The 15,602-nt window shown below is 43.5% G+C and carries 14 protein-coding genes and 1 tRNA gene; 6 read left to right on the forward strand and 9 right to left on the reverse strand.

Going from position 1 to position 15,602, the window contains the following annotated elements; all coding sequences use genetic code 11:
- Window positions 1–74: 74 nt before the first annotated feature.
- Together U5K35_RS01515 and U5K35_RS01520 are read right to left on the reverse strand one after the other, a co-directional pair.
- Complete coding sequence (locus U5K35_RS01515; protein WP_322569707.1) at window positions 75–1,724, reverse strand: S9 family peptidase; 1,650 nt, start codon at window positions 1,722–1,724, stop codon at window positions 75–77.
- Window positions 1,678–2,433 (reverse strand): DPP IV N-terminal domain-containing protein, encoded by a 756-nt coding sequence (locus tag U5K35_RS01520; RefSeq protein WP_322569708.1) that lies wholly within the window; start codon window positions 2,431–2,433, stop codon window positions 1,678–1,680. Before U5K35_RS01520 ends, U5K35_RS01515 begins: the two co-directional genes overlap by 47 nt.
- 477 nt (window positions 2,434–2,910) lie before the next feature.
- On the opposite strand from U5K35_RS01520, the gene tnpA reads away from it, so the two are divergent.
- Window positions 2,911–3,357: an IS200/IS605 family transposase gene (tnpA, locus tag U5K35_RS01525; RefSeq protein WP_322569709.1), complete on the forward strand. Its 447-nt coding sequence runs from the start codon at window positions 2,911–2,913 to the stop codon at window positions 3,355–3,357.
- A 263-nt stretch (window positions 3,358–3,620) separates the two neighbouring features.
- Here tnpA and U5K35_RS01530 read toward each other — a convergent pair whose 3' ends face one another.
- Window positions 3,621–4,238: a hypothetical protein gene (locus U5K35_RS01530; protein ID WP_322569710.1), complete on the reverse strand. Its 618-nt coding sequence runs from the start codon at window positions 4,236–4,238 to the stop codon at window positions 3,621–3,623.
- Between the two features lie 216 nt (window positions 4,239–4,454).
- Here U5K35_RS01530 and U5K35_RS01535 point away from each other — a divergent pair, with 216 nt between their 5' ends.
- The 4 genes from U5K35_RS01535 to U5K35_RS01550 all read left to right on the forward strand — a co-directional run bounded on the left by U5K35_RS01535 (window position 4,455) and on the right by U5K35_RS01550 (window position 7,900).
- The gene (locus U5K35_RS01535; protein WP_322569711.1) at window positions 4,455–4,823 is read left to right on the forward strand and encodes a hypothetical protein; all 369 of its coding nucleotides are present in this window, start codon (window positions 4,455–4,457) and stop codon (window positions 4,821–4,823) included.
- 78 nt (window positions 4,824–4,901) lie between these two features.
- Entirely contained in the window at window positions 4,902–6,026 is a 1,125-nt protein-coding gene (locus U5K35_RS01540; protein WP_322569712.1) for a CaiB/BaiF CoA-transferase family protein, read from the forward strand.
- Window positions 6,026–6,871 (forward strand): FAS1-like dehydratase domain-containing protein, encoded by an 846-nt coding sequence (locus tag U5K35_RS01545; protein ID WP_322569713.1) that lies wholly within the window; start codon window positions 6,026–6,028, stop codon window positions 6,869–6,871. Before U5K35_RS01540 ends, U5K35_RS01545 begins: the two co-directional genes overlap by 1 nt.
- A gap of 117 nt (window positions 6,872–6,988) precedes the next feature.
- Window positions 6,989–7,900, forward strand: a complete 912-nt coding sequence (locus U5K35_RS01550; protein WP_322569714.1) for a universal stress protein — start codon at window positions 6,989–6,991, stop codon at window positions 7,898–7,900.
- Between the two features lie 190 nt (window positions 7,901–8,090).
- Here the strand turns inward: U5K35_RS01550 and U5K35_RS01555 are convergent, their stop codons facing one another.
- The 5 genes from U5K35_RS01555 to U5K35_RS01575 form a co-directional block, all read right to left on the reverse strand.
- Entirely contained in the window at window positions 8,091–9,413 is a 1,323-nt protein-coding gene (locus U5K35_RS01555) for a M24 family metallopeptidase (RefSeq protein WP_322569715.1), read from the reverse strand.
- Window positions 9,414–10,015: 602 nt separating this feature from the next.
- Window positions 10,016–10,089: transfer RNA gene (locus U5K35_RS01560), tRNA-Pro, on the reverse strand.
- Between the two features lie 308 nt (window positions 10,090–10,397).
- Window positions 10,398–10,862 carry a hypothetical protein gene (locus tag U5K35_RS01565; RefSeq protein ID WP_322569716.1) on the reverse strand — a complete coding sequence of 155 codons (465 nt, stop codon included), beginning with the start codon at window positions 10,860–10,862 and terminating at the stop codon, window positions 10,398–10,400.
- On the reverse strand, window positions 10,852–11,295 hold the full coding sequence (locus U5K35_RS01570; RefSeq protein WP_322569717.1) for an excisionase family DNA-binding protein: 444 nt from the start codon (window positions 11,293–11,295) through the stop codon (window positions 10,852–10,854). Before U5K35_RS01570 ends, U5K35_RS01565 begins: the two co-directional genes overlap by 11 nt.
- Window positions 11,296–11,846: 551 nt before the next feature.
- Complete coding sequence (locus U5K35_RS01575; protein ID WP_322569718.1) at window positions 11,847–13,349, reverse strand: hypothetical protein; 1,503 nt, start codon at window positions 13,347–13,349, stop codon at window positions 11,847–11,849.
- A 190-nt stretch (window positions 13,350–13,539) separates the two neighbouring features.
- Here U5K35_RS01575 and U5K35_RS01580 point away from each other — a divergent pair, with 190 nt between their 5' ends.
- Window positions 13,540–14,028 (forward strand): YajQ family cyclic di-GMP-binding protein, encoded by a 489-nt coding sequence (locus tag U5K35_RS01580; RefSeq protein WP_322569719.1) that lies wholly within the window; start codon window positions 13,540–13,542, stop codon window positions 14,026–14,028.
- Between the two features lie 27 nt (window positions 14,029–14,055).
- Here the strand turns inward: U5K35_RS01580 and U5K35_RS01585 are convergent, their stop codons facing one another.
- Window positions 14,056–15,453, reverse strand: a complete 1,398-nt coding sequence (locus U5K35_RS01585) for a choice-of-anchor B family protein (protein WP_322569720.1) — start codon at window positions 15,451–15,453, stop codon at window positions 14,056–14,058.
- Window positions 15,454–15,602 lie beyond the last annotated feature (149 nt).

The following is a 15,602-nucleotide window of genomic DNA, read 5'->3' on the forward strand; positions in this document are numbered from 1 at the left end:
TATGACCTCAAAAAAGAACGCCCCGACTTTTCAAATGGCCGGGGCGTTTTTTATGGAGAATAAAGTTTTTTGTATTAGTCCGGCAGATTATATTCTACATCTTCCGGATAGTACCCAAGCAGGTGCTCGGCAAAATAGTCCCAAAGCATACGTTCAAAGTAATCGGAATATCGTCCAAAACCGTGACGAGCTTCCGGAAAGATCATCATATCAAACCGCTTACCCGCTTTGATTAATTCGTCCGCCATTCGATAAGTATTTGCCGGATGCACGTTGTTGTCGATGGCGCCGTGAACCAGTAAAAGTCGTCCCTGTAGGTTATCGGCCAGTTCAGCGTTGGACGGAATTCGGGAAGAGAACGTTGTTTTCTCTTCTTTGATCTCTTCACCATTTTCATTCTCGACAGTAACGGAATCTGTTTTAGCTTCTACACCGTGATGAAACTCACTCCACCAGATGTTGTAGATGTTGTTATCGTGGTTACCCGCTGAGGATACGGCTACTTTATAAAAATCCGGATAGCTCAGAAGTGCTGCCGTACTCATAAATCCACCTCCGGAGTGACCGTAAATTCCCACTTTATCCAAATCAATGTAGGAATGGCGAGCTGCTAACTGCTCAATTCCATAGCGGTTGTCTTCAAGCGCATAGTCCCGAAGATTTCCATATCCGTAGTTGTGGTACCATTTTTCTCTCAATGGACTTCCGCCACGGTTGCCCATGGCAATAACCACAAAACCGACTTGTGAAAGTGAGTGTGCCCGTGCAGCTGTTCCTGAAACCGAAAAGCTCCTTGGATAGGGTTCAACCTGGGGACCGGGATAGACGTACGAAATAATTGGATACTTCTTTTCCGGATCAAAATTAGACGGTTTCCACATTACGCCGTAAAGATCGGTGTAACCGTCTTTCGCTTTTACTGAAAACTGTTCAGGCAGATTGTAACCTGCTTCATTCATACGTGTAAGGTCCACCTCTTCCAGCTGAAGTACTTCCCTGCCACGGTTATCTCTAAGGACAGACTGGGTCGGCATATCGGGACGCGAGGCGTTGTGCACGAAGTAAGAGCGGCTGTCGCTGATTCTAAAGCTATGGTTTGCATTTTCAGGGGTGATCAGCTGCTGGCCTGAACCGTCAAATTTTACTTTGTAGTAGTGGGCGTGATAGGGATTTCGTCCGTCCTCTTTACCGAATCCCTCAAAGAACAGGGTTTGTCCGGTTGTGTCGATAGCGGCTACATCTGTAACCATAAAGTGACCTTCAGTAATCCGGTTTTGCAGGTTACCTTCGCTGTCGTAACGGTAGAGCTGTCCCCAGCCGGTGCGCTCACTCAGCCAGATAAACTCCTCACCATCGTTGATGATGCCCAGAAAGGAGTTCATCACGTTGAAGTAGGGCTCGCTTTTTTCACTCCAGAGAACTTCTGTCTCTCCGGTATTCGTGTTGGCTTTTACAACATCCACTTCATCCCAGGTACGGTTCCGGCGTAGGATATACATGTGATCAGAAGATGTTTCGGTGGTATAAATTCCGCCATTACTGAAGTAGGCGCCACCGAGCGACTGGTCGGGCCATTTATCCGTATCGAGACGAACATGATCCTGTGATTCAATGTCGAACACCATAATTTCATCCTGATAGTGATTTTCATCACCCGGCATATTGTATTTGTATGTCTCAAGCTCGGGACGGGATTCCACATTGTTGATTACCCACAAGTTCATCCACATCGCGCCAGTCCTGACGTTTCACATAGAGCTTTTCAGAATCCTCAAACCAGTTAACACGAGCTCTCAGGCGTTCAGTTGACGTGGTGTCGCCGTGTTCTGATTGATAACTGTACCATCGTTCTCCATCTTCAGTGAGACGGATTTCCGTGCTGTCGGGATCGTCGGTTTTCATGATATAGAGATCGTGCTCACGGGCAAAAGCGATGTAGGTGCTGTCGGGTGAATAAGTTGCCCACTGCTCACGTTCTTCAGATTCAAGCGAGTCACCTTTTTCAAGGAAATTCCGGTCGATGTGGTATTTAAACTCAATGCTGTCTACGTGAAATGTGAAGAGCTCCCGGTCGGTGTCGTACTCAAACTCTTTCAGGTCTAGATTTTTGGCATCAAAGCCACGGTTAAACTCTTCTGAAAGCTTTGCTGACATGTTTTCGCGGTCGAAGAGGGGCCGGATATTTTGACGGGAAGCGTCCACAAACATCCAGCGTTTGCCTTCGCCGTCTTCCCATTCATACCAGAATTGGTCTTTGTCCTCGAGCCAATTTGCCCGGAGGAATGTAGAGCCGGTCATGTTGCGCATGTTATCGCCGGTGAAGCGCTCGGCAAGTTCAAAATTTGCTTCTTGTTGTGCTTGTGCATCCTGAACCGGGAATCCGGCCAGCAACAAGACGAGAAATGATGTGATGAATAGTATCGGGTATTTCATAAAGTCAACGTATTGATTTTTGGATTGCGAGCCACAATATCCAAAAGAATCGTGATGGAAGCATATTTTTTACATTTTTTACCGAGTGGTTTAAAACAAACCATCCAAGGTTTCCAAGCCCTTGGAGGGTTGTGATAGTGGTTGAATGAGGACGAAAAAGGAGCGTTCAAACCATCCAAGGTTTCCAAGCCCTTGGAGGGTTGTGATAGTGGTTGAATGGGAGAAAAAGGTCGAATGTGTTTACAAACTCGAAAAAGGTTCTAAATAAATAGGCAATGGGTTTTAATCCTCGCAGATCAGATACGGGTAATTTATTAGTTTGGAATATCTATGTAGTAAATCCAGCATCCTGAATGGATGCAACGTGAATAGCCCTGGGTGAAGCATGCGAACCCATGGAAAATGTAAGAACCATAAGATCTCGACAACCCTGAAGGGGTTGCACCAAAACATGATAAATATAAATGGGGAGGAGTTTTGAGTACGTATACACAATTAACATATCAGATTGTCTTCAGCACAAAGAATCGGAGGCCGGTGCTTGAAAAGGAAAAAAGAGATGATTTATTCAAATATATTTGGGGCGTTTTGAAGAATAAAAACTGTCATCTATACAGAATAAATGGAGTTAAAGATCATCTTCATATCATAACACATATTCACCCAACGCAGTCCGTAGCAGGTTTGGTAAAGGACGTAAAGGTTTCAAGCGGTAACTTTATTCAAAGGGAAAATCTATTTGCAGGATTTGAAGGTTGGCAGTCCGGCTATGCGGCATTTACTTATAAAGTAGATGCAGTAGATAATTTAATTGAGTATGTGAAGAATCAGGAGGAACATCATAAAAAAGTGAGTTATCGGGAAGAGTTGATCAACCTTTTAAATGAGCATAAGATTGAATATGACGATCGATATTTGCTCTGACACCTTTTATTAAACCCTTTCAGGGTTTGACTCTTTCACTGGCGCCTTACCACGGGTTGCACCCGTGGCTATTCATATGCAACCCTTTCAGGGTTGTCAGCTTACTTTCGCTACCGCCTTGTGGTAGCAGGCATCATCCAGGTTATTTATGAGCTATCTCTTTAGGACAGCATAGTTTTCCTGATAAGCTAATCAATCAAGATACAGATTAGACTGCTAATATCTAACCATCCAAGGTTTCCAAAACCTTGGAGGTTTTTGGCTCAAAGCTCTATCTCCAAATCCACATACTCAACCTCTTCTCTTTTGTAGAGGGGATAAATCAAAAAGAGAATGATGGTGATGATTCCAATCCAGTACATCCCCCAGGCGTAGGTCATATGATTGGCGAGTACTCCTTTCATGCTGAACATATTATAGTAATCGTGAGCGGAGGAGGGCAGGTTCCCGATCAGCGGCATTCGCCGGGCAACAGCGTCGGCCGCGTATGCTGAGGATTCAATCCATGAGAATGCAGTCAGAAGCAATCCCAGCTGAGCTACGAAGTGCTGACGGTTCCACCATCCGTAGAGGAAAATGACAAAGGGAAGCAGTATCTGTAAAAGTGTCCCTCCGAGTATGGTGAAAAATCGGCTGCCAAAAAATCCAAAGAATGTATGTCCGGCCTCGTGGACAATCAGCAGAAACCAATCGATGAAAAAGAAGAAGGGAAAGAGGAAAAAAGGATAGGGATATCGCCAGGCAAAAGAGATCTCCCAATTGAGAGCCATCCAGTGCTGTTCAGCCAGAACCCAGCAGAATGGAATGCATACCACCGAAAACCACCATTTGCTAATATATGGGAGGGCTCGATCAAAGTAGTGCTGAAAACGGCTGTCCATGCGATGATTTTGGCGTTATGTATGAAGATGATAGTTTTTGATAGTAGGGATTTCTGAAAAACCCTCCAAGAGTTCAAAAAAAACCACTAAACCTCCAAGGTTTTGGAAACCTTGGAGGTTTTATAATATAAAGAATCAAAATCGCCATTTTGGATTGATATGCTTATCCTTTGTGTTGTAATAAGAAACAGAATGTAAACCGAAAAAAATCATTTTATGAAAATTGTAGATCCTTCAGGAAAGGAAGTAACCAGCAAAGAGAATAAAGACGCGAAGGAACTTGAAAAGCAGCTCAATAAAAATATTGAGAAACTGCTCGAGCCGATTTTTAACAAAATCAAGCTTCAGGGAGCGCAGGTGCCTCAGGAACAACTGATGCAGCTCTCCTCAGCAGCTCATCAGATGCTGTTCAACAGAATGATATTCAACCTTCTGAAAAAAGTAGGAGTGGAACAGATCTCTGAAGTACTCAGCGAGGATGATGTGGAAGAGCTTCAGACCTCACTCAGCAACCAGCTGCAGTTTGTTAATCAATCACAGGCGCAGGGAAGCGGACAGGAAGAAGGTCCGAAACAAGATCAATAATCTGAATTTGAAAGAGCCGGCTTCTACTTGGGAGTTCGGCTTTTTTTATATCTGAATGAAAAATGTGAGTGTTATTTCATGAAATTCCAGCCGCTTAAAGGTGTTACGGTCGTTTCTGTTGAACAGGCTCTTTCGGCTCCGCTTGCAAGCTGTCGCCTGGCCGATGCAGGAGCACGGGTGATTAAAGTTGAGCGCGAATCGGGTGATTTTGCCAGGGACTACGATACATCTGTAAAGGGGGAAAGCACCTATTTTGCGTGGGTGAACCGCGGTAAGGAGTCGGTTCGGATCAATTTAAAGTCAAAGGAAGGAAAGGAGCTCTTTTCAAACCTTGTTGAAAGTACAGATGTGCTGATTCAAAACCTTAAGCCCGGCGCTATGAAGAAACTGGGATTTGGAAGCGAATCACTCCGTGAAAAATATCCAAAATTGATTACCTGCGATATCAGCGGATATGGGGAAGAGGGTGAATATGCAGAAATGAAAGCGTACGACAACCTTGTTCAGGCTGAGTCGGGCCTGATTGATGTGACCGGCGACGGCGAGATGCGGGCAAAAGTGGGAATATCCATTGCCGATATCAGTACGGGCATGCACGCCTATTCGGCAATACTGGAAGCGTTGATTCAGAGGGGACAATCCGGAGCCGGGGTTTCGATAAAAGTCTCCATGTTTGATTCGCTTGCCGACTGGATGATGGTGCCGTGGTTTCATCAAAAATATGCCGGGAGAACTCCCAAGCGAAAAGGTGTGTATCACGCAGAAATTGCTCCTTACGGACCGTTTAAGACCGCGGACAACCGGGATGTGATGATTGGCATTCAGAATGAAAGAGAGTGGGAAAGGTTTTGCGATGGCGTACTCAATTCTGATATTGATCATTCGGATGAGCGGTTTAAAAACAACTCTTCGAGGGTTAAGAACGTTGCTCTTTTAAATGAACTGATTCAAAATCAGATTGGACAACTTAGTCATGAAAAAGTGGTTCAGCTACTGAAAAAACACCAAATAGCTTTTGCGAACCTGAACACTCTTCAACAGTTTGCCGAACATCCACAATTGCGGTTAACTGAAGTGGAGATGAACGGAGAATTGATTAAAATGGCTGACAGGCCGGCTCGTTTTGCAGGGTTTGAATCAGATTTTGGCGCCATCCCGGCGTTGGGGGAACACGATGAAAAAATTAAAAAGGAGTTCAGCTGATGGATTTAAGTAAATGGATTGGACATACATTCGATATTTCAGATTCGATGGCACCGGAGCAGCTTCAGAAGTTTGAGGCGCTGATGAACGGCGATCCTGAATCGGTAAGTGACGGTTCGGAGATTTCACCCTGCGGACATTGGATCTATTTTAACCCGCCCATTCCCCAGATGGATTTGGGAATCAACGGACATGAACGAAACAGCGACTTTCTTCCACCGGTTGAACTGCCGCGCAGAATGTGGGCAGGTGGCACGATCAAGTTCAAAAAGCCTCTGAAATCAGGTGTGCCTGCAGACAAAAAATCAACGATTACCAAAATTGATGAAAAAGAGGGCAAATCCGGGCAACTCTGTTTTGTAACCATTCGCCATCAGGTAAGCGCACGCGGTGCCGTAGCCATTGATGAAGAGCAGACGTTGGTGTATAGGGAAGAGAGTGAGAAAGGGGCGCATCCCATTCGTACACAGCCGCTGGATATCGATCCCGAGTGGCGTAAATCCACCAAGCCCAGTTCAATTCAGCTCTTTAGATATTCTGCGTTAACGTTTAACAGTCACAGAATTCATTACGATCAGGATTACGCACGTGAGATGGAGGGGTATCCCAATGTGCTCGTTCATTCGCCATTTTTGGTTCTTTTGATGATCGACGCATTTACATCAAAAGCGGATGGAAAAGTCATTTCAGAAATCAAGTATGAAAATGTTGGCCCTGTTTACCTGGGTGAACAGATTACGATCTGCGGGAAAAGCATTGATAATACCAAAACAGCACTTCGGATTCACGGTTCGGAAGGTAAAATGGCCGTGAAAGCTGAGGTTGACTGGACCTACAATTGGTGATATTGGTGGGGTATAAAGAATCGTGGAAACCCCTATAACAAAAGCAGAAGGTTTTAATTAACTTAAATTAGAGTAGGAAAAGAGTAGGAGTTTAGTTCTAAATAAAGAGGAGATCATATGTCTATACTATTTAAACATGCCGTAGTAGCGCTTGACCTTTCAGAAGCCAGTGACCTGGTTGTGAGTTGCGTTCCTCACTTGAAAAAATTTGGAATGAAAAAAGTAACGCTGGTCAATGTGGTTCCGATACCATACAGCACCAAGCGTACAGAGGTGAATACCGAAGAGCATCGCGAAGCATTGGAAGGGTACAAAAAGCAGCTTGAAGCGGAAGACCTGACGGTTGAAATTGATATCCGAAGCGGCGTGCACTTTTACCCGCCAACCGAGGTACTGGAGTCGGCAAAGGAAAGAGATGCTGATTTTGTTGTGATCGGTAACCGGGGCCACAGTAAAGTGCAGGAGATGCTGATGGGAAGTACGGCTACGGAAGTTCTGCACCGATCCGACCTGCCGGTCTACCTGATTAACATGGAAGTGGAGTGGTATGATGATGATGTGGAGAAGCGAAAACTTGTTCTGGGTCAGGCTCATGAGAAGTCTCTGGATCATGTAATGCATCCGACGGACTTTTCCGAAAACGCCTACCGTGCGTTTGAAGTGATTAAAAACCTTGACAGAGAGGGGTTGATCAAGAAACTCTCCCTGGTTCACGTTCAGGGACATCACGCCATCGCTCTGAAAGATCCGGTTAGCCGTGATGAGCTGACCAAACAGACAGAGCAGATTTTAGATGAAATGCGGGATCAGCTATCCGACAATACCCGGGAAAATGCCCAGATCTATATCACATTTGGAACGCCGGCGAAAGAGATTGTTTCAGCGGCTGAAGATAACAAAGCCACGATGATGATTATGGGTAGCCAGGGTAAAGGCTTTGTGGAAAGATTCTTTATTGGCGGGGTAAGTAATCAGGTAACCCGGCAGAGTAAAATTCCGGTTCTTCTGGTACCCGCAGAAAGAGAGTAGAAATTCAACGTACAACGGGTCGCTGACCCGTTGTATGAGAATTTAAGATTGAAATCTGATACAAATACCATGTCTTGGTTGTATCAAGATCGTCCATCGCAGTTCGGTCGTTCGGTGATTCGCAGTTCATCTTTTTCTGATTGACGAATAACGATGGGCGAACGACCGATTCACCGATTTAAAAAGCTCACTAATCCGAAGAGATCAAGATCAGCTCTTCCTGCGGCTCCGTTAAATAGTTGGCTCCGTTTTCTGTGACGACGGCCATCTCTTCTACGGAGATCGTTTTCGTTCCGCCCTCAATCTCCCACATGTAGAAACCGTCGTAAGCAAACACATTACCCACGCGAAGCGGCTCAAATGCTGTAGAGCTAGGTTCTCGTCCTTCCTGAGCCCCGCCAAGACTTGGACCTACATCATGAGCAACATATCCGACCGGATGTCCGGTATTCCACATCACATTCATAGAACCGTTTTCAGCCAGCCAGTTGCGCTGAACCCGGTCTACCTCTAATCCCGTAATTCCGGGCTGCATCACTTCCAGAACCATGCGATTGGCATCTCTGGCCACGTTCCAATATCGTTGAATTTCAGCCGGCGGTTCGGTTTCATCGGGGTGTAAAATGTATGCAAAACGCTGGATGTCGGTCACCCACATGTCATAAACCTTGATACCAAAGTCGATCTGAATGACATCGCCCGGACGTATGATTTTTTCTGTCGGATGAGAGTGTCCCCGATCTGGCCCGGAGTTAACCGCAGGATTTTGATCCGGCGACCATGCATCTGTTACTCCATATTCCCGCATCTTAGCTTTTAGGAAGTCAGCGATATCCTTATCCGTCGTCTCGTTTGGAATCACCTGCTGATAGGCTTCAACTTCCCATTCCGCCGTCAGCTCGGCTGCTTTACGAAGAATGTCAACTTCAGCCGGAGTTTTCACCGATAACCATTCAAAGACCAGGTTTTCAGAGGAGACAATTTGGTTGATAACCGGCTGGATGAGTAGGTCTGTAAACCGTTGATACTGTGAATAGCTTAAACCGTCAGCAATTTCGTTCGTTTCACTAAAATTGAGTGCAAGCCGACCGCGATGTGTGTTGTTTAGATAATTGGCTGCTTCAACCATGGCTCCGGGACTTCGGTCCACAACGGAGATACTGTCGTGGAGAGCGATTTCCCGCAAAGCTGTGGCTTCGCCCGGAGGTGTGAATACAGTTGAGCGTACAGTTTCTTCTTCCAGTTCAAAAATAAATACGGCAGGAGCTATGGCATTTTCACAGCCGATGTGCCGGGCAAGCGGATCGTTGTTGTTCGACCGGCATAAAATGACCCAGGTGTCAATATCGGCACGCTGCATGGCCTGTGGAAGCAGCGTTTGAATTCGTTCTTTGCGGATATCCGGCCAGGGATTGGGGCCGTCAAATGGATTTTCTGCCGACTGCTGAGGGTCAGGCGAGCAAGAAGAGAGAAGCAACAGGATAGTAATTAAAAAGAGTCCGGTTCGAATCATAGTGTCTGTCTGAATTGAAATTTTCCCAATATGAGAAAATTATTTCAATTTAGGCAGGATGAACTTTTTGAATCGTGAGATGAGTTGAAATGGTTTTTATAGAATAGAGTTGTTTGGGGAGATAAAACCTTTCTGTTGTTATTAGAAGCTGATTTGAATCGTTTGACCCGGAATTAGGGAAACCGCGAGTATGCCTCCGCAAAGGGAAAACAGAAATTGAGTTGATTGAACCGGTTGTTGAAGAAGAACTCCTGCAAATGCAGTGAGCTATCGTTGTGGACGACAGGATTTGACCGCGGAGCATGCCTCCGCAAAGGATGACAGGAATTGGGTTGATTAAACCGGTCTGGTAAGCCATGCCTTCCCGTTTATGTATCTCAGGTTTGAACCAGCATGCTCTCAAATGTGATGGTTCGATTAAACCGGTTGTTGACAAAGACAATAAGCCCACTGCGATATGCAGTGAGCTTTATTGTTAAGTCGGGACGACAGGATTTGAACCGCGGAGCATGCCTCCGCAAAGGGAAAACAGGAATTGGGTTGATTAAACCGGGTGTTGAAAAAGAAAAAGCCCACCGCAATATGCAATGAGCTTTTTGTTGTCGGGACGACAGGATTTGAACCTGCGACCCCTCGACCCCCAGCCGAGTGCTCTACCGAACTGAGCCACGTCCCGATTTTGTAGACACGAAAATTAGGAGTAAATAGATGCGAAACACAATGAAAATTTACAGAGTAGATTGTTGGCAGTTTAAAAAATGTTGTGCTCCATGATTTCTGGTTCTTACTGCTAATCTTAGTGCTTCGTCTTAATAATCATATTTTTCATTGCACTCGTATTTTAATTAGTAGAGAGAATATAAGAAGAGTTTAACGGGTGGAGTCGATCAAACCTTAAACACCCATATCTTCTAGTAACCTTGTTGAAAAAGCAGGTAGTGACGATCCAAACCCAAGGATGGTATCTTCAAGCTCTTCTTCCTTTTAATAAGCAATCTGATTTAGTTTCATAATGACTACTTGTGGATTCATTGAGTATAATGTTAGTAAGTAATCTTGCGGATGCATTGCTTTAACTCCCCATTTATCGAGATCATTAGATTTGAAATCTTTTAGATTAAAAGTAATGATTATATCCAGTTTTTCTCGCACTGCAGCAGCCAGTACGTGTCTATCCTTTTTATCATTTGTCATAAGCGGTATAAGATCTTCATAGCCACTGATGAATGCCTCAGGAAATGATTTTGTGACTGCATTTCGGAAACTGTCAGCGAGTTGTAAATCCCAGCCTAATTGTTGAACATGTGTCCTGTGCACTTCGTCTAAAATTTGTTCTGTCCATTTAGGCAAAAGTAAGCGAGGTTTTTCCGAGAGTCTTAAATAGAAGTCACAAACTGCATAATTAGCTAAAACATTAGCATCAAGTAAGGCTTTGTAATCAGCGTTCATCTCCCATTGATTCGCTTGAGTATTTACCGGCTTTTGTTACTTCGTCAAATAATTCATCCATTGTTTTTCTACGTACGGCATCTCTTTTGTCGGCGTATGCTTTTAAATCCCGGAAATAGACTCGGCGATGACTTCCCACTTTGTGATGGGGTATTTCCCCGTCTTCCAACAGATTTACAAGATGTTGACGAGATACGCCAAGGAAATTGGCAGCAGCCTGAGTTGTAAACGTCTCATCTTCCGGCATCATGATAATAGCGCGGCCTTGCTTCATCTGTTCCACAATATGAACAAGCATCTTAAAAAGGGGTTCTGGCAGTTCAGTGCGATTCCCTTCAGGGTCAACCAATGCCGGTTTCTTTCGTCGTATTAGATCTAAAATCGCTTCGATTTCAGAATCTTTAAATTCAGATGAGTCTATTCTGTGTTCCATTCCGGTAATCTTAATTAATAGCAATTATTCTATTATAGAAAATAAACGCTATAAGCGCTAAAAAAGTTCTTGTGAAATAAATCAGACTTTATTTACCCGGTTCTATAGATTTGTGAACCGTAAAGTACTAATCCCCGTATCAACCTAATTTTATATTGTATTTGGGATGGTAATTTTTCTTTTTCCCAATAAAATCATTGTTTTGGATATTTTTGATCAAGAGGATAGAGTTCAAAAACAATGAAATGTCTTTGTAAAATTTTTCAGTAATCGTGGATGCCAAAAAAATTTCACAAAAAAGTGGGGGTTACTAAAACTGCTCTTGTCTTAAGAGTATAAATAAAAAAACCGCACAACGGGGTCAGCCATTGTACGGTTCAAGTATGTGTTCGTACTTGTTGTTAGTTCTCAAGTTCTTTCAACAATCGACAGCTTTAATCTGAACGGATAAGCTGTGTGTTCTCAATCCATTGACATAATACCGCCTATTTGGGAAATAATATAATACTTTTAGTTAACGGATAGTTGATAGTTAGTTGACTAAATGCCGTTTATGAAACCTGGGGGTTGATTTTTATTTTGTCAAGATTTACATCGATAACTTTTATTCTTTTATCGGTCTGACTCTTCTTTTCTTCAATAATTTCGTAATCACTCTCGCTGTTAATGACCTGTATAACTTTCCGGCGTGTTCTGGATTTATAGGACGAATGTGTGTTTTCAGAAAAGAGCTTTTGATCCAGGTCTGAAATGAGTATTTCGGATATGCCTTCCCGTTTCATCTGGTAAATAACTTCAAACATTCTTGACAGGTAGACGTCACCGGAGTGGCTGAAATTTTTGTCTTCAAAATAAACAGTCAATTCCTCTTCATCGTCTTTAGAAATTTCCATGATGTATGGAGATGACTTTGATCGTTTTTCAGATTCGCCCCTATCACCGTTTGAAAGAATATTACGGTAAACAAACCACCCAATAATGATCAGAAATAGACCGCCAAAAGTACCCAGAATCATTATTGTTTTAAAACCCTCTTCCTCCTGGAACTGCACAACGGACAGCGCGGGATGTGATAAATCAAATTCAAATGTCCGTAAAATTAATTGGTCCCGCCGGTTTGTAGAAAACGGGTGACCCAAAATGACCCAGTGATCTTTGCCGGGCACATAGAACAGATTCTTGGAATTGTAAATATTGAGTTGAGAGAGATCAAACCTATATGTCTGTTTCTCTTCTAAATCAACTATATAAGCATAATCAGATTGATTACGGGAATAAAGTAAACCAATCAAGTTTCGGCCACGATCGATGGCGTACGTAGAAGTTTGTGCATATACAGAGTGAGAACCTCCAAAACTTAGAAAATTCTGCGAAAATAACCGGTTAAGCTGATGATCTGAAACCCATTCATTCTCTTCGGGAAGGTACTTGTAAGCAAAACTATGTAGAGTATTGGAGCGAGTCGGCTTTACGAAATAGTAAAATGTACTGTGTGTCCGAAAAAGTCGGCCGCCGCTGTTTTTTGGCACAATCTCCGGGTCTGGTTTTGAATGCAGTTGCCACTGTTTGTCATTCTGAGAATAGTAGATAAGCTGATTTTTAAACTCCCAGTAGCCATATCCGCCCATTGCGTAAATATTCCCCATTTCATCCAAAGTCGCGGCATGGCCAAATTGGTTCATATGGTTATGGGATTCGTCAAGCCTTGTAAATTCCAGTGTGTTTAAATCGAATGAGTGAACTCTGCCCAAACCGGAATCCCAAAAAAGCAGCTCGTTTCCATTGGGGTGCACGTCTATGATTTGTCTCTTGTTAAATTCTACTGTAAACGTACCAAGAGTGTCAACCTGACCCGACTCTGAAAACTGCAGTATGTTGCCGTTTTCTCTGAAATAGAGATATATGCTTCCATCCTCAGGATGGATAGCTACGGACACTCCTTCACTAATGGAAACCTCCTCGGGTGTATAGGTAAGACCGGTATAGTCGTTATTAACCGAATCTTCAGAAAATGCACTCTGGAAGAACAACAAGAACAACAGATATATCTTCATAACACAACTGTAAAACGTACCCAAAACTATTTATCCTTAATAAAATACATAAAAAATGTACAAAGGCAGTACATTACAAGCATACAAATAGTTGATGTAAGTTATTTAAAAAGCTTATAATCATGAATTTTGAGGTTTCAGGCATATAGACTAAATGAGACCCAATAATCTGAATTGAAAAAATATTGATATGGCATCGTTTGATATAGTAAATGAAATAAATGCGCAGGAAGTGGATAACGCTGTAAATAATACAATGAAGGAAGTATCAACCCGATACGATTTCAGAGGACTGCATACCGAGGTGGAGTTTGAAAAAAAGGAGAACCGGATAGATATTGTTGCCGCGGAGAGTATGAAACTGAATGCGGTGAAGGAGATGCTGATCAAGCATTTCATAAAACGAGGTTTGGAACCGAAGGCGTTGGAATTTGGATCTGAAGAGGGAACCTCTCAGGGTCACGTCAAGATGAGTGCTACAATCAAGGAGGGGATTGATCGGGAAACAGCCAAGAAAATTGTGAAGGAGATCAAAAATCTGAAGCTGAAGGTTCAGCCGGCTATTCAGGAAGATCAGGTGAGAGTGTCAGGCAAGAAGATTGATGATCTTCAAGAGGTTATTCGTCTTATGAAGTCAAAAAATTTCGGAATTCCGCTGCAGTTTGTGAATATGAAATGATCTGAAAGTTAGGGCTTGAATCTGAATTTAGTTTTTCCCATCAACCTTTAGGATAAAAAGCCCGTTACGAATATCACTCACAATAACTTTATCTCCCGATAGCCAGGGGTAGACCGACCACAAGCCTTCAAACTCAGCCCGGTTATTGTTAGGGGTGGTATTGAAGAAACCGATCTCCTGGATCGCCTCCGGTAAAGGGTTTGAAACATCCAGTACACGCAATCCTGCCGTGTAATTGGCCTGGTACATAATATCGTTGTTGATATAGAGATTGTGGTCGACCGCCTGTGTTGCATGCTCATAAAACCCAATCATCTCGGCACTCTCCAGATTCCGGACGTCCCATACAAAGGTTCTTGTGTTATTTCCTGTGGTGAGTTCGTCCACCTCATCATTCATAATAAAGTAGCGATGATCTTCTGTGAGCCATCCCTGGTGTGAATAGGCATTGCCATCATATGTGGAGTTGAATATTGTGAATGGATTATTTTTGTCGTCTACATCGGTAATGCTAAACGTTGTTTCACTGGAGGAGAAACAGATCTCTCTGCCTGAGTGCTTTAAGTCAGGTCCTTCATAAACCACACATTGAGTGTCGTGGATGTATCCGTTTATGGTCCATCCGCCCGCCTCCTCTTCAAAATAGCAGCCTGCATATTGAGGATTTAATGGATTTTCGGAAAGTGAGATCATGTGCAAACCTCCTCTTTCAGCACAAGTCTCACCAGATGTGGAACCGACAACGTAGGCGAACCCGGTTTCTTCATTTATGGCAATATTGTGAGCATTGCCAAACTTTGTGTAGCGAGTATCCTCTGTTAGCATGGCGGGTGGTGATTGTATATCCCGGATCCGGGTAAGGTCAAACACCTGAAGGCCCGCATTATCTTCTTCACTCACCATATATAGAGTATTTTGGTACACTTTTATGTCGCGCCAAATGGAAGCTTCTTTAAACCCGTCCTCTTCATCATGGTTGAATAACCAGGGAAAGCGCTGCACTGCCGTTTTCTGTTTTCCGGCGCTGATATTATCGAGCAACTTGGCCATCACAACCGGTTTTTCCGGATCTGTAACATCTACAATTGAAATCCCGTCGCTCAATCCTACCAGCGCATACTCTTTTTCGGTCACCGGATCTATCCATCCCCAAATATCGTTCAGCCGGGGTTCGAGGTCTCCGGAAGATTTCGAGAGAAGCTCCTCCGGGGTCAACACGGAATAAAGGCCAACATTATTGCATGGAAAGGTGGCAGCCATTCCGTTATCACACTCTATTAACTCTAAATCAACCATTCGATCCTGATCATCAACGACAGCCTCAGTTCCGGAGTCTTTACATCCTGAGAGAAGAATAGCGAGGGTGAAAATTGCATAGAACCCGAACCGCTGTTTTTGAATTTTTGGGAAATCGAATGTTTGCACAGGCTTGGATAATAGATTGTTAAAGTTGAATCTTTGTACGGGAATATATACTTCTTGTAGGCTCAGACAAATAAGCAGGCCTATTTTGTTAAGAACTGATTTGAAACGATAAAAGGTTCATCAGTAACTAAAAATATTCTTTTCAGATT

This window comes from Rhodohalobacter sp. (assembly GCF_034521535.1).
Lineage (GTDB): Bacteria > Bacteroidota > Rhodothermia > Balneolales > Balneolaceae > Rhodohalobacter.